Source organism: Bacteroides sp. K03 (assembly GCF_019734355.1).
GTDB classification, from domain to species: Bacteria; Bacteroidota; Bacteroidia; order Bacteroidales; family Bacteroidaceae; genus Bacteroides; species Bacteroides nordii.
In genome coordinates, this window is record NZ_JAASHC010000001.1 from 151,007 (window position 1) to 177,987 (window position 26,981).

At 36.9% G+C, this 26,981-nt stretch carries 21 protein-coding genes; 20 read left to right on the plus strand and 1 reads right to left on the minus strand.

Annotated features, from left to right (window positions below):
• Positions 1-56: 56 nt before the first annotated feature.
• The 7 genes from HCG69_RS00515 to folK all read left to right on the plus strand — a co-directional run bounded on the left by HCG69_RS00515 (position 57) and on the right by folK (position 5,353).
• Positions 57-956, plus strand: a complete 900-nt coding sequence (locus HCG69_RS00515; protein ID WP_221648394.1) for a methyltransferase domain-containing protein — start codon at positions 57-59, stop codon at positions 954-956.
• Positions 956-1,837 carry an ABC transporter permease gene (locus HCG69_RS00520; protein ID WP_007483168.1) on the plus strand — a complete coding sequence of 294 codons (882 nt, stop codon included), beginning with the start codon at positions 956-958 and terminating at the stop codon, positions 1,835-1,837. The genes HCG69_RS00515 and HCG69_RS00520 overlap by 1 nt, the downstream gene beginning before the upstream one ends.
• Positions 1,838-1,890: 53 nt before the next feature.
• Positions 1,891-2,130 (plus strand): DUF3098 domain-containing protein, encoded by a 240-nt coding sequence (locus HCG69_RS00525; RefSeq protein WP_025866670.1) that lies wholly within the window; start codon positions 1,891-1,893, stop codon positions 2,128-2,130.
• A 2-nt stretch (positions 2,131-2,132) separates the two neighbouring features.
• Positions 2,133-2,987, plus strand: a complete 855-nt coding sequence (locus tag HCG69_RS00530) for an undecaprenyl-diphosphate phosphatase (protein ID WP_221648395.1) — start codon at positions 2,133-2,135, stop codon at positions 2,985-2,987.
• Positions 2,987-3,700 (plus strand): tRNA pseudouridine(55) synthase TruB, encoded by a 714-nt coding sequence (gene truB / locus HCG69_RS00535; protein WP_221648396.1) that lies wholly within the window; start codon positions 2,987-2,989, stop codon positions 3,698-3,700. The genes HCG69_RS00530 and truB overlap by 1 nt, the downstream gene beginning before the upstream one ends.
• A gap of 19 nt (positions 3,701-3,719) precedes the next feature.
• A complete protein-coding gene (gene queA / locus HCG69_RS00540; RefSeq protein ID WP_002558532.1) occupies positions 3,720-4,775 on the plus strand; it encodes a tRNA preQ1(34) S-adenosylmethionine ribosyltransferase-isomerase QueA in 1,056 nt (351 codons plus the stop codon).
• Between the two features lie 110 nt (positions 4,776-4,885).
• Complete coding sequence (gene folK, locus HCG69_RS00545) at positions 4,886-5,353, plus strand: 2-amino-4-hydroxy-6-hydroxymethyldihydropteridine diphosphokinase (protein WP_255585223.1); 468 nt, start codon at positions 4,886-4,888, stop codon at positions 5,351-5,353.
• Here folK and HCG69_RS00550 read toward each other — a convergent pair.
• Positions 5,328-5,510 (minus strand): hypothetical protein, encoded by a 183-nt coding sequence (locus HCG69_RS00550; RefSeq protein ID WP_081768103.1) that lies wholly within the window; start codon positions 5,508-5,510, stop codon positions 5,328-5,330. The two genes, folK and HCG69_RS00550, sit on opposite strands and share 26 nt — an antisense overlap.
• Before the next feature lie 223 nt (positions 5,511-5,733).
• On the opposite strand from HCG69_RS00550, the gene metK reads away from it, so the two are divergent.
• From metK to HCG69_RS00615, 13 genes are all read left to right on the plus strand, one after another.
• The gene (gene metK / locus HCG69_RS00555) at positions 5,734-7,026 is read left to right on the plus strand and encodes a methionine adenosyltransferase (protein WP_007483177.1); all 1,293 of its coding nucleotides are present in this window, start codon (positions 5,734-5,736) and stop codon (positions 7,024-7,026) included.
• Positions 7,027-7,551: 525 nt separating this feature from the next.
• Entirely contained in the window at positions 7,552-9,339 is a 1,788-nt protein-coding gene (locus HCG69_RS00560; protein ID WP_221648397.1) for a helix-turn-helix domain-containing protein, read from the plus strand.
• Positions 9,340-9,676: 337 nt separating this feature from the next.
• On the plus strand, positions 9,677-11,383 hold the full coding sequence (locus HCG69_RS00565) for a hypothetical protein (RefSeq protein WP_221648398.1): 1,707 nt from the start codon (positions 9,677-9,679) through the stop codon (positions 11,381-11,383).
• Positions 11,384-11,560: 177 nt separating this feature from the next.
• A complete protein-coding gene (locus HCG69_RS00570; protein ID WP_221648399.1) occupies positions 11,561-11,968 on the plus strand; it encodes a DUF3244 domain-containing protein in 408 nt (135 codons plus the stop codon).
• Positions 11,969-11,995: 27 nt separating this feature from the next.
• A complete protein-coding gene (locus HCG69_RS00575) occupies positions 11,996-13,228 on the plus strand; it encodes a T9SS type A sorting domain-containing protein (RefSeq protein ID WP_221648400.1) in 1,233 nt (410 codons plus the stop codon).
• Between the two features lie 8 nt (positions 13,229-13,236).
• On the plus strand, positions 13,237-14,631 hold the full coding sequence (locus tag HCG69_RS00580; protein ID WP_221648401.1) for a C13 family peptidase: 1,395 nt from the start codon (positions 13,237-13,239) through the stop codon (positions 14,629-14,631).
• Positions 14,632-14,767: 136 nt separating this feature from the next.
• Complete coding sequence (locus HCG69_RS00585) at positions 14,768-15,841, plus strand: acyltransferase (RefSeq protein WP_221648402.1); 1,074 nt, start codon at positions 14,768-14,770, stop codon at positions 15,839-15,841.
• A 149-nt stretch (positions 15,842-15,990) separates the two neighbouring features.
• Positions 15,991-16,500, plus strand: a complete 510-nt coding sequence (locus HCG69_RS00590; RefSeq protein ID WP_221648403.1) for a hypothetical protein — start codon at positions 15,991-15,993, stop codon at positions 16,498-16,500.
• Between the two features lie 327 nt (positions 16,501-16,827).
• Positions 16,828-18,108, plus strand: coding sequence for a tail fiber domain-containing protein (locus HCG69_RS00595; protein ID WP_221648404.1), 1,281 nt, complete (start codon positions 16,828-16,830; stop codon positions 18,106-18,108).
• A 13-nt stretch (positions 18,109-18,121) separates the two neighbouring features.
• Entirely contained in the window at positions 18,122-19,771 is a 1,650-nt protein-coding gene (locus tag HCG69_RS00600; protein ID WP_221648405.1) for a leucine-rich repeat protein, read from the plus strand.
• Between the two features lie 21 nt (positions 19,772-19,792).
• Entirely contained in the window at positions 19,793-20,812 is a 1,020-nt protein-coding gene (locus tag HCG69_RS00605; protein WP_221648406.1) for a leucine-rich repeat protein, read from the plus strand.
• A 21-nt stretch (positions 20,813-20,833) separates the two neighbouring features.
• The gene (locus tag HCG69_RS00610) at positions 20,834-21,853 is read left to right on the plus strand and encodes a leucine-rich repeat protein (RefSeq protein WP_221648407.1); all 1,020 of its coding nucleotides are present in this window, start codon (positions 20,834-20,836) and stop codon (positions 21,851-21,853) included.
• 4 nt (positions 21,854-21,857) lie between these two features.
• Positions 21,858-26,771, plus strand: a complete 4,914-nt coding sequence (locus HCG69_RS00615) for a C25 family cysteine peptidase (protein ID WP_221648408.1) — start codon at positions 21,858-21,860, stop codon at positions 26,769-26,771.
• The last annotated feature ends 210 nt before the right edge of the window (positions 26,772-26,981 follow it).

Consider the following 26,981-nt stretch of genomic DNA (forward strand, 5'->3'; position numbering starts at 1 on the left):
TCGGGTGAAGTGCGGTCTTGTGACTCAATGCCGCACTTAATTTATGGCAATAATCAATGAATAAACTCTCTATAAATGCTTGTCCGCTATGCGGTGGCACGCACTTGAAGCGTGTCATGACTTGTACGGATTTCTATGCATCGGGTGAACAGTTTGATGTGCTTTCCTGTGAGGACTGCGGATTTACTTTCACACAGGGTGTGCCTGTAGAAGCAGAAATAGGACGCTATTATGAAACTCCCGATTATATTTCCCATTCTGATACAAAAAAAGGAGTAATGAATGCTATTTACCATCAGGTACGTAAGTACATGTTGGGTAAGAAGGCACGTCTTGTGGCCAAAGAGTCTCATCGCAAATCGGGGCGTTTACTTGATATCGGTACAGGAACAGGCTATTTTGCTTCGACAATGGAGCAACGTGGCTGGAAAGTGGAAGCTATCGAAAAGAATGTTCAGGCACGTATGTTTGCCAAAGAGCATTTCGGACTGGATGTGAAGGCGGAAGAAGAATTGCAGGAGTTCGAAGCGGGTTCATTTGACGTGATTACTTTGTGGCATGTGATGGAACATCTGGAGCATCTTGATGAAACCTGGGAACGTCTCCGGGAGCTTTTATCAGACAGAGGTGTTCTTATTGTGGCTGTACCCAACTGCTCTTCGTATGATGCCGGTAAGTATGGCAAATATTGGGCGGCGTATGATGTACCCCGCCACTTATGGCATTTCACTCCGGTTACAATACAGCAATTTGCTTCCAAACATGGGTTTATTATGGCAGCACGCCATCCGATGCCGTTTGATGCATTTTATGTATCAATGTTGAGTGAAAAGCACCGGGGTAGTTCTTTCCCTTTTATGAAGGGTATGTGGGTAGGAGCAATGGCATGGCTTGGTACCTTAACGAAGAAAGAGAGAAGTAGTTCTATGATTTACGTATTTAGAAAAAAACGCTGATGAAGAATAAAAACAAAAATAATTCAGTGTCTTATTTCGACATGCAATTCATAACGTCCAGTATCAGTACTACGTTGGTATTGTTGTTGTTAGGACTCGTTGTGTTTTTTGTTCTGGGGGCGCATAATCTTTCTATTTATGTCCGCGAAAATATTAATTTTTCAGTTCTCATCAGTGATGATATGAAAGAGGCTGATATTCTGAAGTTGCAGAAGAAGCTGGATAAAGAACCTTTTGTGAAGCAGACAGAATACATATCAAAGAAACAAGCTTTGAAAGAGCAGAGTGAAGCCATGGGTACTGATCCGGAAGAGTTCCTGGGTTATAACCCTTTTACTGCTTCTATTGAAATCAAACTACACTCTGATTATGCTAATTCCGATAGTATTGCCAAGATAGAGAAAATGATAAAGAAGAACACCAATATACAAGACGTACTCTATCAGCGCGAATTAATTGATTTGGTGAACGATAATATACGGAATATCAGTCTTGTACTGCTTGCTCTGGCAGTGGTACTGGCTCTTATTTCTTTCGCATTGATAAATAATACCATACGTTTGGCTATCTATTCCAAGCGCTTCCTCATTCATACCATGAAGTTAGTGGGAGCCAGTTGGGGCTTTATCCGCCGTCCGTTTTTACGACGGAATATATGGAGTGGTGTGTTGGCAGGTATCATGGCCGATGCTATCCTGATGGGAACTGCCTATTGGTTGGTATCTTATGAACCGGAACTGATTCGTGTGATAACTCCTGAAGTGATGTTGCTGGTTTCTGGTTCGGTATTGATATTTGGTGTCGTAATTACGTTCTTGTGTGCCTATTTGTCCATCAATAAATACTTGAGGATGAAAGCCAGTACGCTGTATTACATATAACACAACGTGTAATTTCAATCGTAAATTGTAAATCGTAAATAGTAAATAACATTATGGCTGACAAACAAAAATTTGCCTTTGACAAGACCAATTTCATTTTACTTGCTATCGGAATGGCGGTAGTAATTATTGGTTTTATCCTTATGACGGGGCCTTCTTCTACAGAGACCGTTTTTGAACCGGATATTTTCAGTGTACGAAGAATAAAAGTGGCACCGGTAGTTTGCTTCCTGGGCTTTATTTTTATGATATACGCAGTGTTGCGCAAACCTAAAACCAAAATAGAAGAATAAGTATGGGAGATTTAACGACGATACAAACTATTATTATTGCTATTGTAGAAGGATTGACTGAGTTTTTGCCTGTTTCCTCCACCGGACACATGATTATAACACAGGCTTTGTTAGGGGTGGAAAGTACCGAATTTGTAAAAGCGTTTACGGTAATTATTCAGTTTGGTGCTATTCTTTCGGTAGTTTGCCTTTACTGGAAACGTTTTTTCCGTTTAAATCATACTCCATTGCCTGAGGGTACTTCAGCCCTTAAACGCTTTCTGCATAAGTTTGATTTTTACTGGAAGCTTTTGGTGGCATTTATTCCTGCGGCAGTTCTTGGCCTATTGTTTAGTGACGAAATAGATGCATTGTTGGAAAGCGTGGTAGTGGTAGCCGTAATGCTTGTGATAGGTGGTATATTTATGCTGTTTTGTGACAAGATATTTTCTAAAAGTGATAAAGACTTTAAGATGACGGAAAAGAAAGCATTTAATATCGGATTGTTCCAGTGCATTGCTATGATACCGGGTGTTTCCCGTTCAATGGCTACTATTGTGGGTGGAATGGCCCAGAAGATGACACGAAAGGATGCTGCCGAATTTTCTTTCTTTCTGGCTGTTCCTACTATGTTTGCAGCTACCGGATATAAGGTGTTGAAACTCTTTTTGGATGGCGGAACAGAAGTCTTAATGAACAATATGTCTGCCTTGATCATTGGTAATATCGTTGCTTTTATAGTGGCGCTGCTGGCCATTAAGTTCTTTATTAGTTTTGTTACAAAGTATGGATTCAAAGCTTTCGGTTGGTATCGTATTATCGTAGGAGGAACAATTCTGGTGCTGTTGATGTGTGGATATAATTTAGAGATTGCTTAATGAATTTTAAAGAAGGAGAAGTACTTTTTTTCAATAAACCTCTGGGGTGGACATCGTTTAAAGTGGTAGGCCACATACGTTATCACATCTGCCGGAGGATGAAAGTAAAGAAATTAAAGGTAGGACATGCCGGTACGTTAGATCCTTTGGCTACGGGAGTCATGATTCTATGTACAGGTAAGGCGACTAAGAGAATAGAAGAGTTTCAGTATCATACAAAAGAGTATATTGCTACCATACAGTTGGGGGCTACTACTCCGTCTTATGACCTGGAGCATGAGATAGATGCAACTTATCCCACGGAGCATATAACCCGTGAGAAGATCGAAGAAGCATTGAAGCTGTTTTTGGGAGAGATTCAGCAGATTCCTCCGGCTTTCTCGGCCTGTAAAGTAGATGGTGCCCGTGCTTACGATCTGGCACGTAAAGGGCAAGAGGTAGAGTTGAAGCCTAAATTGCTGGCCATTGACGAGATAGAGTTACTGGCATGTGATTTGGAGAAGATGGAGATAAAGATCCGGGTGGTTTGTAGTAAGGGAACGTATATTCGTGCATTGGCCCGTGATATTGGTGAAGCGCTTCACAGCGGTGCCCATCTCACAGGATTGATTCGTACCCGTGTAGGTGAGGTTAAATTGGAGGATTGCCTTGATCCCGAACGCTTTGCAGACTGGGTAGACCAGCAAGAGATTGAAATAACAGAAGATAATTAACGTAATAAGGAGAATAGATATGAAACTGTCACAATTTAAATTTAAGTTACCAGAGGATAAAATAGCTCTGCATCCGATGAAGTACAGAGATGAATCGCGTTTAATGGTACTCCACCGTAAAACGGGTGAGATTGAACATAAGATGTTTAAAGACGTCTTGAATTATTTTGATGATAAGGATGTGTTTATTTTCAATGACACCAAGGTATTTCCGGCTCGTTTGTATGGTAATAAGGAGAAAACCGGTGCACGTATTGAAGTGTTCTTATTGCGCGAACTGAATGAAGAACTTCGCCTGTGGGATGTATTGGTAGATCCGGCCCGTAAAATCCGTATCGGCAATAAACTTTATTTTGGTGACGATGATTCAATGGTGGCCGAAGTAATCGATAATACCACTTCACGTGGGCGTACATTGCGTTTCCTCTATGATGGTCCTCATGATGAGTTTAAGAAAGCGCTCTATGCGTTGGGCGAAACCCCGCTGCCCCACTCTATCATTAATCGTCCCGTAGAAGAAGAAGATGCAGTACGTTTCCAGTCTATCTTTGCAAAGAACGAAGGAGCTGTAACGGCGCCTACTGCCAGCTTGCATTTTAGCCGTGAATTGATGAAACGGATGGAAATAAAAGGCATTGATTTTGCTTATATCACATTGCATGCCGGTTTGGGTAACTTCCGTGATATTGACGTGGAAGACCTTACCAAGCACAAGATGGATTCGGAGCAGATGTTTGTTACCGGCGAAGCTGTAAAAACGGTGAATCGTGCCAAAGATTTGGGCAGAAATGTATGTGCCGTAGGTACTACTGTAATGCGTGCTATCGAGAGTACTGTAAGCACAGACGGGCATCTGAAGGAATATGAAGGCTGGACAAATAAGTTTATTTTCCCACCGTATGAATTTACGGTAGCCAATGCGATGATCTCTAATTTCCATATGCCATTGTCTACCCTGTTGATGATTGTAGCCGCTTTTGGTGGATATGACCAGGTAATGGATGCTTATCATGTGGCAATGAAGGAAGGCTACCGTTTTGGTACCTATGGGGATGCAATGTTGATTATAGACTAGGAAAATAACGATTAGTGATTAGTGATAAGTGATTAGTGCCATGCGGCGTATGCTTATCACTCATCGCTAATCGTTAATCACTTATCACTCATCGCTAATCACTCATTATCATGGTTTATTTGGGGCTTGGAACTAATTTAGGAAATAAAGAGCAGAATCTCCGGATGTCTGTACAAAAAATAGAAGAGCGGATAGGGAAGATTGTTTCCCTTTCCGCTTTTTATGTGACTGCTCCCTGGGGATTTGCTTCTGATAATAGTTTTTTGAATGCTGTAGTTTGTGTAGAGACCCCTCTCCGGCCTTTGGAGGTATTGAAGGAAACTCAGGCGATAGAACGGGAGTTAGGGCGTACAAGTAAGTCTATGGGTGGAGTATATTCAGATCGGCTTATAGATATCGATTTGCTGCTTTATGGCGATACAATTATGGATGAAGAAGGCTTGATCCTCCCCCACCCTCTAATGACCGAACGCCGGTTTGTAATGGAACCTCTGGCGGAGATTGCTCCCGATGTGATGCATCCTGTGCTTCACAAAACAATGAAACAACTTTTTACTTCTTCTTTTTCTCCGCAATAAACTGAGGCAGATAGGCGATGCAGCCTATTAATGCTGCATATAGATAATGCAGCTCTGTAAATGGCTTGTGCATCAGCATGCAAATGACATAATAGATTCCTATCGTTACTCCGATGTATGCCAACAAAATAAGTACTCTTTTTATTCTCTTCTTCATACGAAAATGATGTTAATATGGACCAAAGTTAGTAATTAATCAGAAATAATCTCTACCTTTGTGTCCGAAATGAAATGTGGAAAGATTTGAGTAGCTTGCAACCACAGAAAAAAATGCTAAAACAACATTCCTTTCTGTGTGCCGGATGGCACTCCCCTACTCATCCTGTCTTTTCTCATTTGATTTTTAATTTTCAATTTTCAACTTTTAATTTTTAATTAAAATGGGATATTTATTCACGTCCGAATCGGTGTCTGAAGGACACCCCGACAAAGTGGCCGATCAAATATCGGACGCTGTACTTGACAAACTGTTGGCATTTGACCCCAGTTCGAAAGTAGCTTGCGAAACCTTGGTAACTACCGGACAGGTAGTACTGGCGGGAGAAGTGAAAACCAGTGCATACATTGACTTGCAGCTTGTAGCACGTGAAGTAATTAAGAAAATCGGTTACACCAAAGGTGAGTACATGTTTGAAAGTAATTCCTGTGGTGTATTTTCTGCTATTCATGAGCAAAGTGCCGATATCAACCGTGGCGTAGAACGCGAAGACCCGATGAATCAGGGTGCAGGCGACCAGGGAATGATGTTTGGTTATGCTACTAACGAAACAGAAAATTATATGCCGCTTTCTCTTGATCTGGCACATCGTATCCTGCTCGTTTTGGCAGATATTCGTCGCGAAGGGAAGGAAATGACCTATCTCCGCCCCGATGCCAAGAGCCAGGTGACTATTGAATATGATGACAACGGCAAACCCGTACGCATTGATACAATTGTGGTATCTACCCAGCACGACGACTTTATCCAGCCGGCAGACGACTCTGCAGAGGCTCAGTTGAAGGCTGATGAAGAGATGCTTGCTATCATCCGTAAAGATGTTATCGAGATACTGATGCCTCGTGTGATTGCTTCTATTCATCATGCAGACGTATTGGCTTTGTTTAATGACAATATCATTTATCATGTGAATCCAACCGGTAAGTTTGTTATCGGCGGTCCTCATGGCGATACAGGTCTTACTGGGCGTAAGATCATTGTAGATACCTATGGTGGTAAAGGTGCACACGGTGGTGGTGCTTTCTCTGGCAAGGATCCCAGCAAAGTAGACCGTAGTGCTGCTTATGCTGCCCGTCATATTGCTAAGAATCTGGTTGCTGCTGGTGTGGCCGACGAAATGCTCGTGCAAGTGTCTTATGCTATTGGTGTGGCTCGCCCTATCAACATTTATGTAGATACTTACGGACGCAGTAATGTGAAGATGAGTGACGGTGAAATAGCTAAAAAGATTGACGAATTATTTGATCTTCGTCCGAAGGCTATTGAAGAACGTTTGAAGTTACGTAATCCTATCTATAGCGAAACTGCTGCTTATGGACATATGGGACGTGAACCCCGTGTAGTAACCAAAACTTTCTCTTCTCGTTATCAGCCCACTAAGACTATTGAAGTAGAGCTCTTCACTTGGGAAAAACTGGACTATGTAGACAAAGTAAAAGCCGCTTTCGGTTTGTAATCAGCGTAGCTTTACAGCTATTTATTTATAGAGAGCCGCTCTTCTATGCCATAGGCTATAGAAGGCGGCTCTCTTCTTTTTTAAGAGATAATTTGAAAGTATTCAAGTATAAACACAAGATCTCATTTGGATATAATTACATAATATCATTGATTTTATTATTGGTATTTGCTTGATAAACAATGATATAATATACCCTCCTTTAACATAAAATTCCACCTGTATTCCATACTCTGTCCCATCGATTAGTCGTAATTTTAAATTTGATTCATCCGGATACATTTTTTCGGATTTAGATCATTTTTACTGACCTATTCTACACATTCCTTGCATTTTTTTAATTACCACAAAAAAATCTCCCTGATAAATATTACCTATATATTTTGAAAGATAGTACCCAATCCGGCTGTGTAAAAAGCCATATACTTGCATTGGAAGGCTATGAATAAATCATCTTTAGATAATAGAAGAACAGGAGATCATAGCTTTCTTAAGGAATAAATAATTTAATATTTACTTAATCACATGAGACTTCATTTTATATTTTTACTATTTGTTTTGCAGAGTACAAGATATGGTGGTGCATATCCTGGTTCTCTATCCTCTGCTCAACTGGAAGGGGAGGAATATCTTACAGATCAACATCCGACAGTTTCCATTATTGTTGAATCTTTATGGTCTGCTTTATGGTTTTATCCCCTTGAAGCGCTGGTGATAGGAATACTTATCTCCCTAATGACCTATAATAGGATAGTACATAATAAAGAATTACTTTCCCATGAAAAGTTAGGAATTTCATTGGGTATAATTGATAAGGCACAGACTCCAATGACACTTATACAGAACCTGCTGGAGGATGTTACCTCTGACAATATCTCTGAATCTGCATCAAAAAAAGTAAAACGGGCACTTGGACACACTAACTATGTCATGGATTGTCATAAAAATATTATTGCATTGAATGCTATGGAGAAAAAAATGCATTCTGGTTTTACTACTACTGAGTTTGAACTTTACACGTATCTGACTCTGCTTACTGACCAATGCCGTGTATATGCCAATATGCACCGGATACAATTAAATGTCAGTAAGAGTTTCAATTATCTCAGTTGTCAGGTGAATGAAATTGCTATGACTGCTGCTCTTCAGTGTCTTCTGAACAAGATAATTGATATTACACCTTGTGGTGGTTGTATAAATATTAGAGTATCTCACCTTGCTGATTGCTGGAGTCTGCAAATAACCAACTGTCCAGAGTGTGACAATAAAGAAAAAAGAGTGTTTGCACCAATCTCCGGACTGGGATTAGTACATTGTTACGGAAGTCTTCGGCTTATAAAAAAGATAATCCACTTGCATGGCGGAAAACTGATAGTAAATAGTCGTGGACGAATAGTTACTTTTCAAATAGTCGTTCCTTTAAATTGTAATATAACGAAACATCCGGTGGCGAAGAATTGTGTACAGAAAAGTGATAAAGCTATTTGTTCTAATAATAATGAAGTTGATGATGTAAAGTTATCGCTCGGATCCAATAAAGCTCCGTATGTTCTACTGGTGATGGCCGATAAAGAATTAAGCAATTATCTGAATGAAACTCTCTCGGTATCTTTTCGGATGACAACTCTTGAAAAGCCGGAACAGGTTTTCTCTTTCTTTGATCAATCCATGCCGGATGTTATTATTATTGATGAAACTATTGATGGTACGTATGGGGATGAGCTTTGTTCCCGGATAAAGTCGGATATCAGTATGATTAATATCCCTGTCGTTCTCCTGATAAACTCCGATGATAATGAAAGTTATCTCACCCACACCCGTTGTGGTGCCGACAAACTGGAACGACGTATGGTTAATATTTGCAGGCTCAAAGCAGACATCCGGATGCTCATTGCCAGGCATACTTTACAGCGTGAACAGCTCAGAAAGCTTCTGGCAGAGAATTCATCTGCCATTCTTTCTGAAATAACAGTGAAGAATGATGACAGTGCTCTGTTTATGGATAAGGTACAAAAATTCCTGGAGGAAAACCTTTTTGAAAGGAAGTATACAATTAAAATGCTGAGTGCAGACATGGGGATGAGTCGTACTAAATTCTATGGCAAGATGACGGATATTATAGGGAAGGCCCCCGAAAACTATATACTTGCTTTTAAGATGGATAAAGCCAGAGCCTTACTTGCCACGCAGCGATACAGCGTTACAGAGGTAGCAACAATGGTAGGCTATTGTGATGCCAAGTATTTTGGAAAGAAGTTCAAGGAGTTCTATCATGTTTCACCATCGAAATATATTGAGAATGCTATAGGGTAGGATCAGGTTGTTTTAAGCGTTATACTTCTATGTATCTCTGTTATGTAAAACAACTGTTCTTTATAACTATAAGATGTACTCTTCTTATGTATATCTTCTTTATGAGATAGATTCAAAACATCCGGATGTTTTGAATAAAAACATGGGGATGTGCTGATTTATAACATCCGGATGTTGTGTATGATAACATCCGGATGTTTTGAAACTTAAACTCTTGTATTCATACTTGTAGATAGGCTCTTGTACCTTCTTTTCAAGTATATAAATTTATACCCTTAAAGAATATATTCTTAGGCATTTATCTTTAAATAACTAAAGGTTTTCTATATTTGCATCTATGACACATTTTATACGACGTGCTATTCTGTTTGCCCTGATAGGGTTATCTTTATCCTCTTGTCACTTTTCTGGTGGTAATAATCAACTTGCTGTATTGCAATATGCTGATTCACTGATGGAAAACCACCCCGATAGTGCTCTTTTATTACTTGAAAATATTGACAATACAGATACACTTTTACGGGCAGGCAGGGCATATTATGCATTATTGCTAACGCAAGCCAAAGACAAGAATTACATAAAACACACCACTGATTCAGTGATGTATAAAGTAGTGGACTATTATGATTCGGGAAATAATGATGTTTTGCGAATGAAAGCTCATTATTATTTGGCCCGGGTTTATCAGGATATGGATAGTGTATCTGCTTCTGTAGGTGAATTCTTGATTGCTTTACAATTGGCGGAGGGTGTGAAGGATTCTGATTTTATCTGTTTGTCTGCTGCTAATTTAGGGTATCTTTTGAAAGAACATGATTTACCTGATGAAGCCGATTCTTATTATCAGAGGGCAGAAGAAGTAGCGATGCTGAAGGGAGATTCTTTGTATTGGGCATTAGTGTTGGTTAATCGAGCTGATATCGGTATACATAAAGGAAAAGAATATTATGAAGAGGCTGAAATAAAGTTGTTGAAAGTACTTGAACTTACAAAAAACAATGATCACATATCCGTAAAACGAGCTGCTATTAATTCGTTGTTATTTTTATATAGTAATATGGAACGATATGATGATGCTATACAACTCGGGCGAGAATATATTCCTACTCAGTCGGATTCTATTAAAAAGATGGATGCTTGTTTAATCTTGGGTGATGCTTTTTATCATTTGAGTCAAAATGATTCTGCAAACATCTATTTAAAGAAAAGTTTGCTTTCGCCTAACTATCATACAAAGTACTGGGCATATAGGCTTCTTAGTGATATAGCAGCAGAGAAAGGGCTTTTGCTTCAATCGCTTCAATGGAAAGACTCTTGCCTTGTTTATGATAATTTGGCTTCCACTTTATCTTATCCGGTAAAGACAATTAAGAGTCTGGAAAGAATGATACACCAACGTTATCTTATTCAGTATAAATCTCTTGCAAAGTGGCAATGGTTCGCTCTTTCTTTCATTGTTACTATATTGTTATTATCGTTGATTTATTTTGTATATAAACGACAAAAATATCATAAGAGGCTCATGCAATTGAATGAAGAGCGATCTTCGATGAAAGAACTTTTTAATAATAAATTGGCTGAGATACAACGTTTGCACGAACTTATAGGGCAGTGTGAAGGAGATAAAGCGAAGATCTATGTGTTGGATAGGCAATTAAAAACGGTATATGCTGAGAGAGACAATTTGCTTGATAAACTAATTCATGCTCTTCCCGTCTTTAAGAGCTTGACCTTAATGATAGAGAGAAATAAGGATGAGAAAGGATCAAAAGAAATGATAGATATTAAGCTTTGGGGAAAGATAATATCAGAGTTAGATGATGTTACTAATAACTTTACCATAAGGTTGTCCGATCAATTTCCTATGTTGAAGAAAGATGATATTCACTTTTGTTGTTTACTGAAAATGGGATTTAAATATTCGGATATTGCTTGTCTTTGTGACCGTACTATTAATATGATGTATAAGCGGCGTGATCTGGTGATTGAAAGAATTGAGTTAGATACTTCTTCATCTTTGGAGGCTTTTATTAAGGCATATTGATTGAATTTGAAGGAGTATTCATGTAAATTACACTTATCTATTTTTGCTTATTTTGTTAATTTGTTGTAAATCAGCTATTTGTTGGTTTGTGCTTTAACAAATAACTACACATGTATTATACCCTGATTTATGAATAAATCGTGTAATTTTGACAGTAAATATAAAACAAATAATATTATGGCAAAATTATTCTTTTTTTTATTCATTATTTCTACTGCATTGTATAGCCAGCCGGTTGCGGCTGAAGAAGTTCTAAATGATGATGTAACGAATGGGCTGGTATGGTATTCGATTCCTTTAAGAGGGCACTCTACAAATTCTGGTGACGATAAAATACTGCGTAGTCCAGCCCTTACTCCTGTTAAGGCTTTCATGTGTGAGAAAACGATGCGTCTTGACTTTTCGTCTTCCATTAAAGATGTTATTATTACAGTAGTTAATGCTTCTACAGGCGAGGTTGTTTATTCTGAGAATTTTGCTACGCCGGAGGTGGTATTTATAAACTTAGATGCAGAAGAGGCTGGTGATTATCGATTGGATGTTACGGGGGATGCTACTGCTTTATGGGCTGAATTCTCGTTATAATGATGTATAACTTTAAAATTTAAGATTATGAGAAAAGGAATTTGTTTTTTATATGCAGTATTTGCCTGTACATCAGTATTTGCGCAATTAACTGTTAACTCTAATGGTAATATTATTGTAAAAAGCGATGCAACTCCTTTATCTTCATTTGCTGTAAATGGGGTTGGAGAGCCAGATGTGGATTTGTTTGTTTTCTCAAAAAATACAGGTATCTGTGTGGAGCGTACTGTAGTTCCTTCTGCGTCATGGGGATTAGGAGTTAAAGGATATTCAGTACCATTTTCATCTAAATATACTGTGGGCTTACAAGGTATAGCTTTGACTGGTTCTCCGTTAAATAGCGGTCGTTCTTATGGAGTGATGGGACGTGCTGGAAATTCAACTGGAGGGTATAATTGGGGCGTTTGTGGACTTTTAGCAGGTACTTTAAATGGTGCTGGGATATATGGCTCTTCTGTTGAAACAGATTATGGTGATTATGTTCCAGGACGTTATGCCGGATATTTTAGGGGTGATGTTCGTGTTACTGGTAGTATTTATGGACAAGTATTGACTGCTTCAGCCACTTCTTTACGACAAAATGTGATGGCATTGTCAGAAGTTTCTACTCCAAATGAAAAAGTTGTTGATAAATTGAGTTTATTAAATGCTGTTCAATATAATTTGAGTCAGCCGAATACGCGTATAGCTCCTTTAGCTATGGGAGATGCTGATACGTTAACTGTTTTTCCTGCACCTACAACAGAGGAATTACAAGCCTATTCTAAAGCACATTATGGTTTTGTGGCACAAGATTTACAGCTGGTATATCCTGATTTAGTATATGAGAATACACAGGGTGAATTAAGCATTAATTATATTGAGATGGTGCCACTACTTGTGCAATCTATTCAGGAGCTGACAGCAGAGATTCAGAAACTGAAGTCTGGGAACCAAAGTTCCGTTTCAAGAAGTGCAACAATAGATGAGAGTGTAGAAGATAATTCTATTGGAGATATAAAATCAGAACTGTTTCAAAATGCTCCTAATCCTTTTAAGGATAATACTGTAATCAAATATACTATTCCACAAAATACACAAAACGCAAGTCTGCTTATTTATGATATGAACGGTAAACAAATTAATCAATTTGTTTTATCCCAAAGAGGGATGGGGGCTGTTACCATAGAGGGTAGTCAATTAGAAGCAGGTATGTATCTATATTCTTTGATTGTTGATGGTACGGTAATTGATGTGAAAAGAATGATTTTAACTAAATAGGTGGAATTATGAGAAGGATAATAATAATATTTTTTGCTATATTATTGTCTTTGTCTGCCAAATCGCAAGTGACGCAGTCTGAGGCTGGTGGTATTGTGGATGAATATATGAATAAAAATATTAGTGATTACTATTGGCTGTACATGGAGGCACCTTCCATGGTACGTACTAATGGTGAAATTACTACATTGTCAGGAACAACTTTAGCTATTCCTCAGAAAAATTCATGGGTGTATTTTGTGGATGAATTACCTTACTCAAACTGGTCTCATAAGTGTCGGTTTTTATTTGTAGACAAAAGTACCGGTGAGTTGAGTTCAATTGCTGCAGTAAATCCTCCAAAAGATTTGAAAGAATGGGTTATGTTAACTGAATATCCAAATGTACCAGAAGGATCTTTATTTAATTTTGAGAATATAGGGAGTTTGCGGGTAAACGGTCAAGCTTCAAATTGTTATGCTGTAATTATAAGTGGAGGTGCTGATTCTTACAACAATTGGGTTAGATATTGGAATGATTGTTCGGCAATTTATTCAACGTTAATTAGAGTTTATGGATACTCAAGAGATCATATTTCTGTTATAATGTCAGATGGCACTAATCCGGGAGCAGACAGGCATCATAATAATGGGACTTATGATTCTTCTCCTTTAGACTTAGATGGAGACGGTACTAATGATATTCAATATGCTGCGACTAAAACAAATATAGCTTTGGTTTTTAATGCATTATCTCAAAAAATGACCTCGAATGATTTCCTTTTTATTTTTACAACTGATCATGGAGGACAAACTTCAGGGGATAATGTCTATCTTAATCTTTGGGGGGAAACAATGAGTGATGCAGAATTTGCTAAAGAAGTGAAAAAAGTTAACGCAGGGCAGATTAGCATTGTTATGGAGCAGTGCCATAGTGGAGGATTTATAAGTGATTTGTCTAGTGAAGGACGAGTGTTGGCAACAGCTTGTACAGCTAATGAAAACTCCTATGCAATGCCTCCCAATTATACATATAATGAGTTTGTTTATCATTGGATCGGTGCAGTTGCAGGAATCAAACCTGATGGTGGGGTAGTAAAGGCTGATGTAAATGGTGATGGAGTTGTATCTATGCAGGAAGCCTTTCAATATGCTCGAACTGCTGATACGCAGACTGAAACGCCACAATATAACTCAATAGGAGCTTCACTAGGAAATAGTTTGTCTTTATGGGGAGGAATTTCTACAACGGTTTATGTTCGGAATCGTATAATACAGGTTAATGAAATCATAAACGGTACTAATATAGAAGTTGAGAATGTAACAATCAGTAATAATGCTAATGTTGTGTTTGATGCTGCTGGTATTACTAAGTTTAAAGGTGGATTTAAGTGTGAAAAAGGTAGCTCAATGAAAGTGAAATAGTTCTAAATTATGAGTGACTTTAAAAAGATGTCTGAAATATGGGTGCTAAAAGAAAACTGGAGGAGGGATATTTAGATTACTTTTAGTGAATTATATTAAGACATCTTTTGTCACTCTTTTTTTTAAAATATTGTCTATGGATAAATTCAATCTTTCAGAGAAGCTTCAATCTGATACTATAACGTGGCTTCGTTTTCCATTAATCGTGGGAGTGGTTTTTATTCATGATAATATAACGTTGGGACAAAATAGTGGAGTTATCAATCCTTTTTGGTTTGATTGTGTCATCCGCTTATTTAGTGATGTGCTACCTCGTGTATGTGTACCTTTGTTCTTTATCATATCCGGTTTTTTATTTTTTCATGGTGTTAAAAATTTGAGATTATCTTATGTAAATAAGGTCAAGCGTCGTTTTCGGACTTTATTTATACCATATGTTGTGTGGAATGTGATGGCCTTATTTATTTTAATTATAATGAATTCTCCTTTTCTTAGTAACTATTCGGCGGCTAAGGAGTTTCATTTTTCAATAAAATTTTTCTGTAGTATATTTTGGGACTTTGATGGGACTTCATCACCTTTGAACTTTCCTTTGTGGTTTATACGTGATTTGATGCTTTTGGCTTTGTTTTCTCCTATTATTAAACTACTTATTAAATATCTTCGATGGGGTATTATCGCAATAGTGGGTTTGTGTTGGTTTTTCAATTTAGAAATGGGTGGTATTATTCCACGATGTAGCTCTCTATTTTTTTTTATGCTTGGTTCCATTATAAGTATCAATGGAGAAAACTTGTTGAATTTTTCCAGGCAATATGGAATGTGGGCAGCAGTGATTTATCCGTGTGTAGCTTTGATTGATATGTTCACAAAAGGTGGAAGTTTTAATATGTATATTCATCATGCCGGAATTATTATAGGAATTATCGGAGTTTTCTTTGTTGTACCTTTATTTATTGAAAGGGGGAAATTGATTGTTCATCCAAGTTTGTCAGAGAGTAGTTTTTTTATTTTTGCTTTTCATGCGCTGGTGATATATAAGATTATTATGTTTATGTATCGAGTGGTGAATTTACAGTCACCCTATTTACTCATCTTTATGTATTTTTTAATTCCTATTGTAGTTGTTGGTTTTTCATGGGGACTTTGGTGGATGCTTAAAAGTAAAGCTCCTTCGTGGTTTACATCGATTTTTATAGGGCCTGTATGAAACGATTCGAGATTTTTAAATATACTGATCGGATATGAATATCAACTAATAAGTCTTTTGTAAGATAATGATAGGATATAAGAATTTATTGTTATATTTGTAGGTAATGATACTTTTATACTAGTAGACTATTAACTCGGGGATTGAATATGAAAAATTTACTTCTATTATTTGTACTTCTATTTGCTGTCATAATGATGGGATGTGATAAAAATGATGAGAAAACAGGTAATGAGAAACTGCCGGGTAATGAAGTGTTGTGTGTTACAGGTTTGACAGGGAGTAACTGTCTGAATAATGCATATACTGCTATCGAAGATGAAGAGGAGATTTTTTATGCTAAATTGCAGGCTAATATCCTCCAGATAGAACATAGGAACTTGTCTACTAATTGTGATTATCAAGGTATAAAGGTTTCTGCAGAACTGATTGGTGATTCAATTATTATTGCAGAGAATGAATTGGGAGAGGGAGCTGCAAACTGTATCTGCCTTAGAAATATATCATTCTCTCTTAATGATATAAAGAAAGGAACTTATATCATCAAATTAAGTTTTAAAGAATCTTTGGGAGAGGTAGACTATGCTTGTTTTACTGTTGATTTAGAAAAATCGGATATAGTTTCCTGTGCTCTGAAGAGGAAAAATGTAGAATATTAAGTATCTCTTTGGTGGTTATCTTGATGAAATCCTATGTTTTTGCAAGCGTAACTAATGAGAGAATCAATTTATGAACCAGATGAATTCCGTATACGTCTATATTGCATCAAGTATCAAGATAGATGAGGTTTACTTTTAGTACCGCCTGGCAGCTGGGACAATTATTTTGCAAAACGGCGTGTCCGGTTCATTAATGAGGCAGGTATGTATTTGTATTCTTTGATCGTTGATGGAAATGTGATTGATGTGAAAAGAATGATCCTAACTAAGTAGGAGAAATTAGGGCTAAACTATTGCTATTATTAATAACTTTAAACACACACACTCATGAAAACTAACAATGCAATTTTCATCTCAATTATTCTTTTCTTCTGCTGCTCAGCGAGTCATGCACAATTGAAAGTGCTTTCAAATGGTAAAGTTGGAATTGGTACTACTACTCCCAAGTACAGCCTTCTGGATATTGGAAAGGCAGGTACTGCCGGCGGATTGACCATTTATAACAGCGCATTGTCCAATCCTCTTCTTTTTAAATTATATTCTAACGGAGATTATGGCTATTTAAATTTTGGAGGAGTAGCAAAACATGGAATAACAATCTGTAAAGATGGTGGTATTGGTCTTGGAGCCGATCCTTCTATAGAATTAGAGACTCCTGAGTATATTAATATATACACTTATGGAGAGAGAGCTGCATTAATGGCTTATGCGAAGCACCCCTATGATTATGGTGATATCATAAAAGTTTATTCATGGCGTGATACCGATATGGCTTATGTTGTAAGAGACGTGCGTAATGGTGGGAGTCCGCTTGTTTTTTATGTAGCCGGTGATGGAAGTGTCTATTCAAAGGGTAGTATACTGACAGCTTCTGATGAATCCTATAAAGAAAATATAAGTTCAATAAACAATAGCCTGAATACGATCAGACAAATGAGAGGTGTTACCTATAAGCTAAAGGAACAGACTGATGAATCAACTACTGCAAGCACTCTTCAAAGTGATGTTTCTTCCAGAGATACTTTATCCGCTCAGTCTCCTGTACCGGTTGAGATCGTTAATAAGATAAAAGCTGAAAAGAAAAGAAAGAAGTCCGGTTTTATCGCTCAGGAATTGGAAGAAATATTCCCGGAAGCTGTTTATACATTACCCAATGGAAAGAAAGCCATTGCTTATTCTGAAATTATTCCTCTATTAGTGGAAGCCATCAAAGAACAACAAAACGAAATAGATAAGCAGCAGAACGAAATTGATGAATTAAGACAATCTAAGATCGTTCAAACCAGATCTGTTATTGGTGCTGTAGATGAACAATCGGATGTAAACTCATTGCTGGATGAAAAGCTGAAAGCCAAACTTTATTCCAATATACCCAATCCTTTCAAGGAACAGACTACTATTTCTTTCTTTATCCCCGAAACATCTTCCAGAGCCAGTATTCATATCTATAACCTTCAAGGAAAACAGATAAAACAGCTCAATATTGAGTCACGAGGAAATGATTCGGTAACTATCAATGGCTATGAGTTGACTCCGGGAATGTATATGTATTCATTGATTGTAGATGGCCAAGATGTTGATACGAAAAAGATGATATTAACCGAATAAATGTGAGGTAATTATGAATAGAATATTACAGTTTACAATTTTTATATTTTGGAGTACTTTGTTGTATTCTCAAAATATAGTGGTTGATGGGGTTACCTTTTCAGCAGATGGAAGGACTCTGATTAAATATCCGAAAGATAAAACAGACGAGGAGTATGTGGTACCCGAAGGTACGGAAATTATAATGTCATATGCAATTGATATGAATGAACATTTACGCAAGATTACTCTACCTTCATCTTTAATGAAAATGAATTCGCAAGCTATAAAATCTTGTTCTTGTTTGGAAATTGTAGTTTTTAACACATATCCTCAGCAAATAGTAAGTCCCATATTTGTTAATAATCCAATTAAAGAGTTTCAGACATCAGAAACGTGTCTAAATTGTATTGCAATTGATGGCGTACTTTTTTCATCTGACAAAAAGGTATTACTCCATTTTCCTACATATAACAGTCTTGAACCTAAAAATAAGTATATAGTTCCCGAGAGTACAGAAATTATTTCTGAATATGCTTTTGAAGGGGCTCATGTGAATGAACTTATACTTCCTTCTACTTTGAAGGAGATTGGAGATTATGCATTTTCCTGGTGTCAAGCCATTTCGGTTACTTGGAAGCAGTTCCCTGCCAATAGAGGATTGGGGATATTTGCGGGAACTAAAATTTCTTCATTTAATGTCATGGGAGATGATTGTAATTGTGTTTCTATCGATGGTGCTCTTTATTCAAAAGATAATAAGTGTTTGCTTTTAGTGCCGGCATGTAAAACATATGATAGAATTCCTGAGGGGGTTAGAGAAATTGGTACAAAGGTTATGGGAGGAGCTAACATTGAGAAAATGATACTACCAACCACATTGACTCACATAAACGATTCTGCTTTTTATGATAATATCTCTTATAATTCTTTTTTGGTTGTTACAGGACAATTTCCAATTCTCGGGAAGCATATTTTTTATGATAAAAGTATTTCTATTATTACTGATAACGATAATCCATATTGTCATACATCAGAGGATGGGAGTGTTTATTCAAATGACGGAAAAGTCTTACATTTTGCTCCAAGAGATTTCCGGCATTATTCTTATTGTTGTGTTGAAATAATAGACCGGTATGCATTTCAAGATACTTATTTTCGTTATGGAGATATTTATATTCCCGGTAGTGTACGTTTGATTAGAGAGCATGCTTTTGATGATATTAAACCTAATTTGCCAACACGTTCAGAGCCTTCGTATTATAATTTCAAATTTGCTTGTGATGCATTGACCCCTCCCGAATTGGAAGGTGAAGTGTTTACTGAAAACAATGTTGGCAATAGTACTTTATTGGTTCCAAAAGGATCTGAGGAATTATACAAAGCCACTTCTCAGTGGAATACATTTGGAACTATAAAAACTCCTCGCCCTCCACAGGGAATTTCTGAAGATTCGGTTTCTTCTTTGAAAGTTGATCGTGTGGATGGAACAATTTACATAGAAGCTTTAAAAACATTGGATACGGTAAGATTAATCGATTTAAATGGAAATGTTGTACATGAAAAGAATCAGGTGAATAGTTGTCATACGATTTGTGATATTTCTTCTCTTGATGGATTTTTCGGTTTACTACATGTGATTTTTAAAGACGGAGATAGTGAAGTTGTCAAATTAAACTTTTAATTAATTTAATCGGAAAGAATTATGAATAGAATATTACAATTTTTGATTTTTATGTTTTGGAGTACTTTATTGTATTCCCAAAATATTGTGATTGATGGGGTTACTTTTTCGGTAGATGGAAAGACTTTGATAAAATATCCTACAGATAAGTTTTATAAAGAATATATAATACCTGAAGGTACTGAAATTATAGGTAAAAAAGCATTTGCAGGAGCTCAAATAGGGAAAGTGACAATCCCGACTACATTAACTCATATAAATGATTCTGCATTTTATAATGGTCCATCTGATTTTATTCTTATGGGGAAGTTCCCCATTATTGGAAATCGTGTTTGGGCCAATGATAGGCATTTTGAAATTACTGAGAGCAATCCTTATTGTCGAGTATCGGACGATGGTTTTATTTATTCTAAAGATGGAAAAACAGTACATTTAACTTTGGGGGATATGGCAGGGAATATGGGGTATGTTGAAATAATTGACAGGTATACATTTCAGGATTGTTATTTTGCTTATGGAATTATTTATATTCCTGGTAGTGTGCGTTTGATTAGAGAGCATGCCTTTGATGATATTAAACCTGCCTTGCCAACACGTTCAGAGCCTTCGTATTATAATTTTGAATTTACTTGTGATGCACTGACTCCTCCCGAATTGGAAGGTGAAGTGTTTACTGAAAACAATGTTGGTAATAGTACTTTATTGGTTCCAAAAGAGTCTGAGGAATTATATAAAAACACTTCTCAGTGGAATACATTCGGAACTATAAAAGGGTATACTCCTGGACCTCCACAAGGAATTTCTGAAAATTCAGTTTCTTCTTTGAAAGTTAATCGTGTGGATGGAGCAATTTACATAGAAGCTTTAAAGTCGATGGATACGGTAAGATTAATCAATCTAAATGGGAGTGTTGTATATGAAAAGAATAGGGTTAATAGTAATAACACTACTTGTGATATTTCTTCTCTTGATGGATTTTTCGGTTTATTACATGTGATTTTTAAAGACGGAGATAGTGAAGTTCTCAAATTAAGCTTTTAATTAATTTAATCGGAAAGAATTATGAATAGAATATTACAATTTTTGATTTTTATGTTTTGGGGTACTTTATTGTATTCTCAAAATGTAGTTGTTGATGGAGTTACCTTTTCAGCAGATGGAAGGACTCTAATAAAATATCCTACAGATAAGTTTTATAAAGAATATGTAATACCTGAAGGTACTGAAATTATAGGTAAAAAAGCATTTGCAGGAGCTCAAATAGGGAAAGTGACAATCCCGACTACATTAACTCATATAAATGATTCTGCATTTTATAATGGTCCATCTGATTTTATTCTTATGGGGAAGTTCCCCATTATTGGAAATCGTGTTTGGGCCAATGATAGGCATTTTGAAGTTACTGAAGGCAATCCTTATTGCCAAATATCAGGAAATGGTTTTGTATATTCCAAAGATGGTAAAACTATACATATAGCTCCTATAGATATACGTGGTTATTTGGAAGATATTGAAATAATTGATAGATATGCTTTTCAAGATTGTTACTTCCGTTATGGATATGTTGATATTCCTAATAGTGTGTATTTAATTAGAGAACATGCTTTTGATGATATAAAACCTAATTTGCCAACACGTTCAGAGCCTTCGTTTTATAATTTTGAATTTACTTGCGATGCATTGACTCCTCCCGAGTTGGAAGGTGAGGTGTTTACTGAAAACAATGTTGGCAATAGTACTTTGTTTGTTCTAAAAGATTCTGAAGAATTATATAAAACTGCTTCTCAGTGGAATACGTTTGGGACTATAAAAGGGTATACTCCTGGACCTCCACAAGGAATCTCTGAAAATTCAGTTTCTTCTTTGCAAATTAATCGTGTGGATGGAGCAATTTGCATAGAAGCTTTAAAGCCATTGGATACGGTAAGATTAATCAATCTAAATGGGAATATTGTACGTGAAAAGAATCAGGTGAATAGTTGTCATACGATTTGTGATATTTCTTCTCTTGATGGATTTTTCGGTTTACTACAGGTTATTTATGAAGATGGGAGTAATTATACGATTAAATTAAATTTTTAAGGATATGACACGCTACTTTTTTATTGTTATATTTATTCTGATTTCTACACAGCTTAAAGCTCAGTTATCAGAAACAATCCGTGTAGAGGAGTCGGATCTTTCGTTTTCGCGCATGGAAGAATTTGATTGTGTTACGTGGGAAAAGAGTTCTGAATTTACGGAACAGGTAAATGCCCCTAAACTTCCGGTCATTATAGAATCATTCGTTATTCCTTTTGATGCGCAAGTTACCAATATTGATGTGGTTGTGAAAGGGAAAAACTTGTTGAATAGAAGTTTATTGATTGTACCTGTTAATCCTCCTATTTCAATAGGAAATGATTTTGCAACATCGTCGCTAAATCCGGATGGTGCCATTTATAATTCATCTCTTGCTTACCCTACAGAAAATGTGAAGATCATTTCTGATGTATACGAACATGGATATCATGTAGTGACAGTTGAAGTTTGTCCTTTCGAATATGTTCCTCTAAATAAAGCACTGTCCTTATTGGATTTGACATTTACAATAAATTATATGCAATCACGTGGAGTTACTGAATATCCACAATGTCAATCTTCTAAATCGGCAAACCGTGCCTATCGTTTTGTTCATTTTAAAGTGAAGAACAAGCAAGACATCAATCGTTTTTCAAATCAGAGAACTGGAATAATATCCAATGAATCATTGAATATGAATGAAAGGAGTTTAGGTGCTTCTAATGCGATAGTAAATATAATTCCTGAGTATTTGATTGTGACTAATAATGAGTTAAAACCCACTTTTCAACGTTTGGCAGATTGGAAAACGAAAAAAGGTGTACCATCTGTTATTGTGACAATAGAAGAAGTACTGGAGCAAAATGAAGGATGTGATCTTGCTGAGAAAATAAGAAATTACCTTAAGAAATGTAGACAGAATTGGGGAAATGATTTCTTTGTTCTTTTAGGAGGAGATACTAATATTATTCCAGAGCGAATGGCTACCAATGGTCCTGACCGAGATGATAGTTATAATGAAAAGACTGATGTGTATACAAAAGATTCTACCATGCGGGCACAAGATTTGTATTTTACAGCATTAGACGGAAATTGGAATATGAATAATAATCATGTTTACAATGAGTATTATCAATTTTTAGATCCTAACACGAAAAAGATTAAAGCAATCAATATTGATTATGCTGATTTCGGAAGGGATATATATTTAGGGCGCGCTCCTGTAAAAAACATCAGTGAAGCTAAGAACTTCGTAAATAAAGTATTAATGTATGAAAAGGCGAATGCTAATATTGACTATTCTTATATTCTCAACAATCTTAGTGTATGTGCATTCCTTGAAAAATATGAGAGTGGGAATTTTGGATATGATGTAAGGGGGAGTATAAATAGTTATTATAAGTCAGATTATAAGTCGGGTTATAAGTATCCCCAATTGAAGCATTGGTTTCTTTTTGACCATTATAATTGTACTTGTGGTAAACATTCACCATATAAGGCGGATTTTCCTGGAGAAGAACTGAATAAAAATAATTTTATGGCTGCGCTTCAAAACGGAGGAAATTCGGGATTTAATCATTTTCATTTGGTATATCATATAGATCATTCTTCACCACGAGGAATGGGGGCTTCTTCTTTGGATAAAAATGAGGCAATACATAATACGGATGTAGATCAGTTGACAAATGGAAACTATTTACAAATAGTGTTGTCGAGTGGTTGTGAACCGGCCACTTTTAATGAAGACTGTATTGCGGAACATTTTATCAATAACCCCAATGGTGGTGCGGTGGCATATATGGGAAATGCAGACAGAGGATGGACAAATGAGCATTTTCAACTTGATAGTCTATTGACAGCTTTGTATTCCGATAAATTAGTCTATCATAATTTGGGCTATGTTTTTCAATATACGATTGGTAAAAGGAATAGCAATAATTGTCGGTTAACCCTTTTGGGAGATCCGGAAATGCCTGTATGGACAGCAGTGCCACAAACGTTGAATGTATCTGTCACTCCCAATACCATAACCAATGGTGAGAACACAATTTCTATACAAATCAATAATTTGCCTGCAAATCAGGAGGCACTGGTCTGTTTAATGAAAGAAGGAGAAGGATATTCTACTTTAACTATAAATGATCGGGCGGTACATTCTTTTACTTTTACTCCGTATACATCCGGTGTGGTTGATGTTACGGTTACTACAAATAATTTCCGTCCTTTTGAAACAACGATTCCCGTCAGTGTAAGTCCGAAAGCGGTTCTTCATATTTCAGATTTGGTATTTGACGATGATAAAACGGGAGGTAGTAATGGGAACAATGATAAACAATTGGATGCAGGAGAAACGGTTGAACTTTCTGTTGCGTTAAAAAATGAAGGGAGTACGGTTTCGGATGTTGTGACAGGAAAATTAACTTGTAATTCTTCGGAAATCAGTATGATTAATGATGTGGTTTCATTTGGTAAAATCAATGCAGGAAGTAGCCAGGTGTCAGGTACAAAATTTGTATTTACTATTGATAAGAACTGTAGAGAGCATCTCAAGAGTGCTCAGGACCCGATAGAGTTTACTTTAAAGATACAAAATGGTACGAATTCCGTTAATGAGAAATTCCTGGTGGATGTTTTTGATCCTAAAATAGAAATTGGTAATCAAAAGATTACTTGGACAAGTAATGGAAATACGACAGTTGAGGCAGGAGAAACAGTGAAGATGAATATTGATTTAATGAATATAGGGAAGGCTGTGGCTACAGGAGTGAAGGCTGTGCTTATCTCAAACAATGCCCAGATATCGTGTTCGTCTACACCAATTGTGTATCCGGCTATTCCTTTTGCTGAGATAAAAAGCAATACGATTGCTTTCCAATTTCAAACAGCAAGTAATTATATAGGAGGGTTGAACCTAACATTACAGCTTAGTAATGAGTATGGAAAGACCTGGAGTTTTCCGGTGAATCCATTGTTACGACCTGCTGTGATAGATGTATCAACCATTAATACCCTCTCTTATAGTTCTTCGATAAATGTGTATTGGACACCAGTAAGCAATGTGGCCGGTTATAACATATATCGTAGTAATAATGGCGAAAATGGTGTATATCAGAAATTGAATAAATTCCCTCTAACTGCTGCCTATTACTTGGATGATAATCTTGCTAAACTTGCTACTTATTATTATAAAATCTCAACAATCTCATCTAATGGGAATGAAAGTAGCTGGAGCCCGGCTTATCGTACATGGACTTCGTATCCGGTGGTAAGTCCGTTCCCACGACGAATTTCTACTGGTGCTTATTCATCTGTATCCAGCCCTAATATTGCAGATGTAGATAATGACGGTAAACAAGAAATATTTTGGATTTACGAAGATCGGTATGAAACTCGTACCAGCTATTTGATGGGATTCCGGCCTACGGGTGAGGAATTGTTTGATATCGATGGAAATGTAACTACGGTCAGCGGTTTTGCTAAAACACCAACAATGCTGACAGGCCAAGTGGCTTTTGGAGACTTAGCTGGGAATGGGGAACAAAACATTGTAGTATCTACGTGGGACGATCTATACAGAGATAAAAACGCTGTTCGCTGTTATTCTCCATTTGATAAGGATGGAGATCATAAACCGGACTTGTTATGGGAAAAAAAGATTCCTTATTCAATGTTTCAGAGTCCGGTAATAGCCAATCTGGATGGAAGTTCGGATGGGACAATGGAGGTTATTATTAAGTCGCATCAGACTTCTGATATTTTTATTCTGGATCATAATGGAAATGAGTTAAGACGATTGAATCCGAATGTTGCTGATGAAAATGATCATAACTATTCTGCTTTAACTGTTGCTGATCTGGATAACGACGGCCAAATGGAAATCATAGCTTCTTATGATTCTTTGGGTATTTATATCTGGCGGCAGGATGGAACTCCTTTTACAACGAATCCATTCTGGGGAGCAGGTATTCTTAGGTTGGCATCTGCTCCAGTAGTATGTGATTTGAATGAGGATGGAAAAAAAGAAATATTGTTCTCGCAGCGGCAAATGGCCGAAAGTCATATTTTCGCCATTAGCCTGGAGGGCGATAAAACGGTTGCCGGCTGGGATGGTAGTCAGACTATTCCGTATACGGTTAATGTTGTTGGGTCTACTCTTGATCATACTCTGTCTGTGGGTGATATTAATAATGATGGTCACCTGGAAGTGGTTATATTAGGTCATGAAATGGTGAAGGCATGGAAGCATACAGGTGATTTTCTTTTTAGTAAACCTATTAATGGATTGTTTCCACAAGAGAATTATGCTGCCAATATAGATGCTCCTGTTTTGGCCGATGTGGATGGAGATGCTATACCGGATGTTGTTTTTTGTTGTAAAAACTTTATTTATGCTTTACATAATGACGGAAGTGATATTGTAGGGTTTCCAATAATATCGGATGAAGGATTTCTGGTGGCCCCTTGTGTGGCAGATATTGATAATGATGGTAAAAATGAGCTAATTGCCGGTAATGAAAAAGATTTGTATGTGTGGAAGACCGAAGGTATTCCTACAGCAATAGAATGGGGCGTTTATCGTGGTAACCCGCAAAATACCGGAGAGTATTTTCCGGCAGTTTGTAAACCGATGTTGATTAATGCCAATGAAACATGGGACGGGGAATCTCCGTGTGGAAATGTGGTATTGCAGTCGGGGCGCTTGGTGGTTCCAGGTGGTAAGACGATGACGCTGAATAATACTTCATCAGTGATAGTTCGTTCGGGGGCTACACTTGAAGTAGATGGAGGCAATATCCTGAATGCACGGCTTATGGTGCAGAAAGGAGGTACAGTGGTTGTCAAAAACAACGGTCTGATCAAGTTACGAAGCGGTGCCGGATTTGAGATGGAGAATGGCGCAGTGCTGGATTTACCTTGTGGGGCGATTGATGTACCTTAAATGATATTTATAGAGTGGACTTAAAAAGATGTCTGAAATATGGATGCTAAAGGAAAACTGGAGGAGGGATACTTAAGTTTCTTTTAATTATTTGTATTAAGACATCTTTTCTTTTTGCTTGAGACATACGTTTTCTTGTATATGAGTTACTTTCTGAATTAATATTTCTGTTTTTAATTCTTGGCCTCTTTTGTGGTTATCTTGATGAAA

Bases quoted from the DNA above. Each gene is read 5' to 3' on its own strand.
- HCG69_RS00515 (WP_221648394.1), top strand. From the start codon at position 57: ATGAATAAACTCTCTATAAATGCTTGTCCGCTATGCGGTGGCACGCAC.
- HCG69_RS00520 (WP_007483168.1), top strand. From the start codon at position 956: ATGAAGAATAAAAACAAAAATAATTCAGTGTCTTATTTCGACATGCAA.
- HCG69_RS00525 (WP_025866670.1), top strand. From the start codon at position 1,891: ATGGCTGACAAACAAAAATTTGCCTTTGACAAGACCAATTTCATTTTA.
- HCG69_RS00530 (WP_221648395.1), top strand. From the start codon at position 2,133: ATGGGAGATTTAACGACGATACAAACTATTATTATTGCTATTGTAGAA.
- truB (WP_221648396.1), top strand. From the start codon at position 2,987: ATGAATTTTAAAGAAGGAGAAGTACTTTTTTTCAATAAACCTCTGGGG.
- queA (WP_002558532.1), top strand. From the start codon at position 3,720: ATGAAACTGTCACAATTTAAATTTAAGTTACCAGAGGATAAAATAGCT.
- folK (WP_255585223.1), top strand. From the start codon at position 4,886: ATGGTTTATTTGGGGCTTGGAACTAATTTAGGAAATAAAGAGCAGAAT.
- HCG69_RS00550 (WP_081768103.1), bottom strand. From the start codon at position 5,510: ATGAAGAAGAGAATAAAAAGAGTACTTATTTTGTTGGCATACATCGGA.
- metK (WP_007483177.1), top strand. From the start codon at position 5,734: ATGGGATATTTATTCACGTCCGAATCGGTGTCTGAAGGACACCCCGAC.
- HCG69_RS00560 (WP_221648397.1), top strand. From the start codon at position 7,552: ATGAGACTTCATTTTATATTTTTACTATTTGTTTTGCAGAGTACAAGA.
- HCG69_RS00565 (WP_221648398.1), top strand. From the start codon at position 9,677: ATGACACATTTTATACGACGTGCTATTCTGTTTGCCCTGATAGGGTTA.
- HCG69_RS00570 (WP_221648399.1), top strand. From the start codon at position 11,561: ATGGCAAAATTATTCTTTTTTTTATTCATTATTTCTACTGCATTGTAT.
- HCG69_RS00575 (WP_221648400.1), top strand. From the start codon at position 11,996: ATGAGAAAAGGAATTTGTTTTTTATATGCAGTATTTGCCTGTACATCA.
- HCG69_RS00580 (WP_221648401.1), top strand. From the start codon at position 13,237: ATGAGAAGGATAATAATAATATTTTTTGCTATATTATTGTCTTTGTCT.
- HCG69_RS00585 (WP_221648402.1), top strand. From the start codon at position 14,768: ATGGATAAATTCAATCTTTCAGAGAAGCTTCAATCTGATACTATAACG.
- HCG69_RS00590 (WP_221648403.1), top strand. From the start codon at position 15,991: ATGAAAAATTTACTTCTATTATTTGTACTTCTATTTGCTGTCATAATG.
- HCG69_RS00595 (WP_221648404.1), top strand. From the start codon at position 16,828: ATGAAAACTAACAATGCAATTTTCATCTCAATTATTCTTTTCTTCTGC.
- HCG69_RS00600 (WP_221648405.1), top strand. From the start codon at position 18,122: ATGAATAGAATATTACAGTTTACAATTTTTATATTTTGGAGTACTTTG.
- HCG69_RS00605 (WP_221648406.1), top strand. From the start codon at position 19,793: ATGAATAGAATATTACAATTTTTGATTTTTATGTTTTGGAGTACTTTA.
- HCG69_RS00610 (WP_221648407.1), top strand. From the start codon at position 20,834: ATGAATAGAATATTACAATTTTTGATTTTTATGTTTTGGGGTACTTTA.
- HCG69_RS00615 (WP_221648408.1), top strand. From the start codon at position 21,858: ATGACACGCTACTTTTTTATTGTTATATTTATTCTGATTTCTACACAG.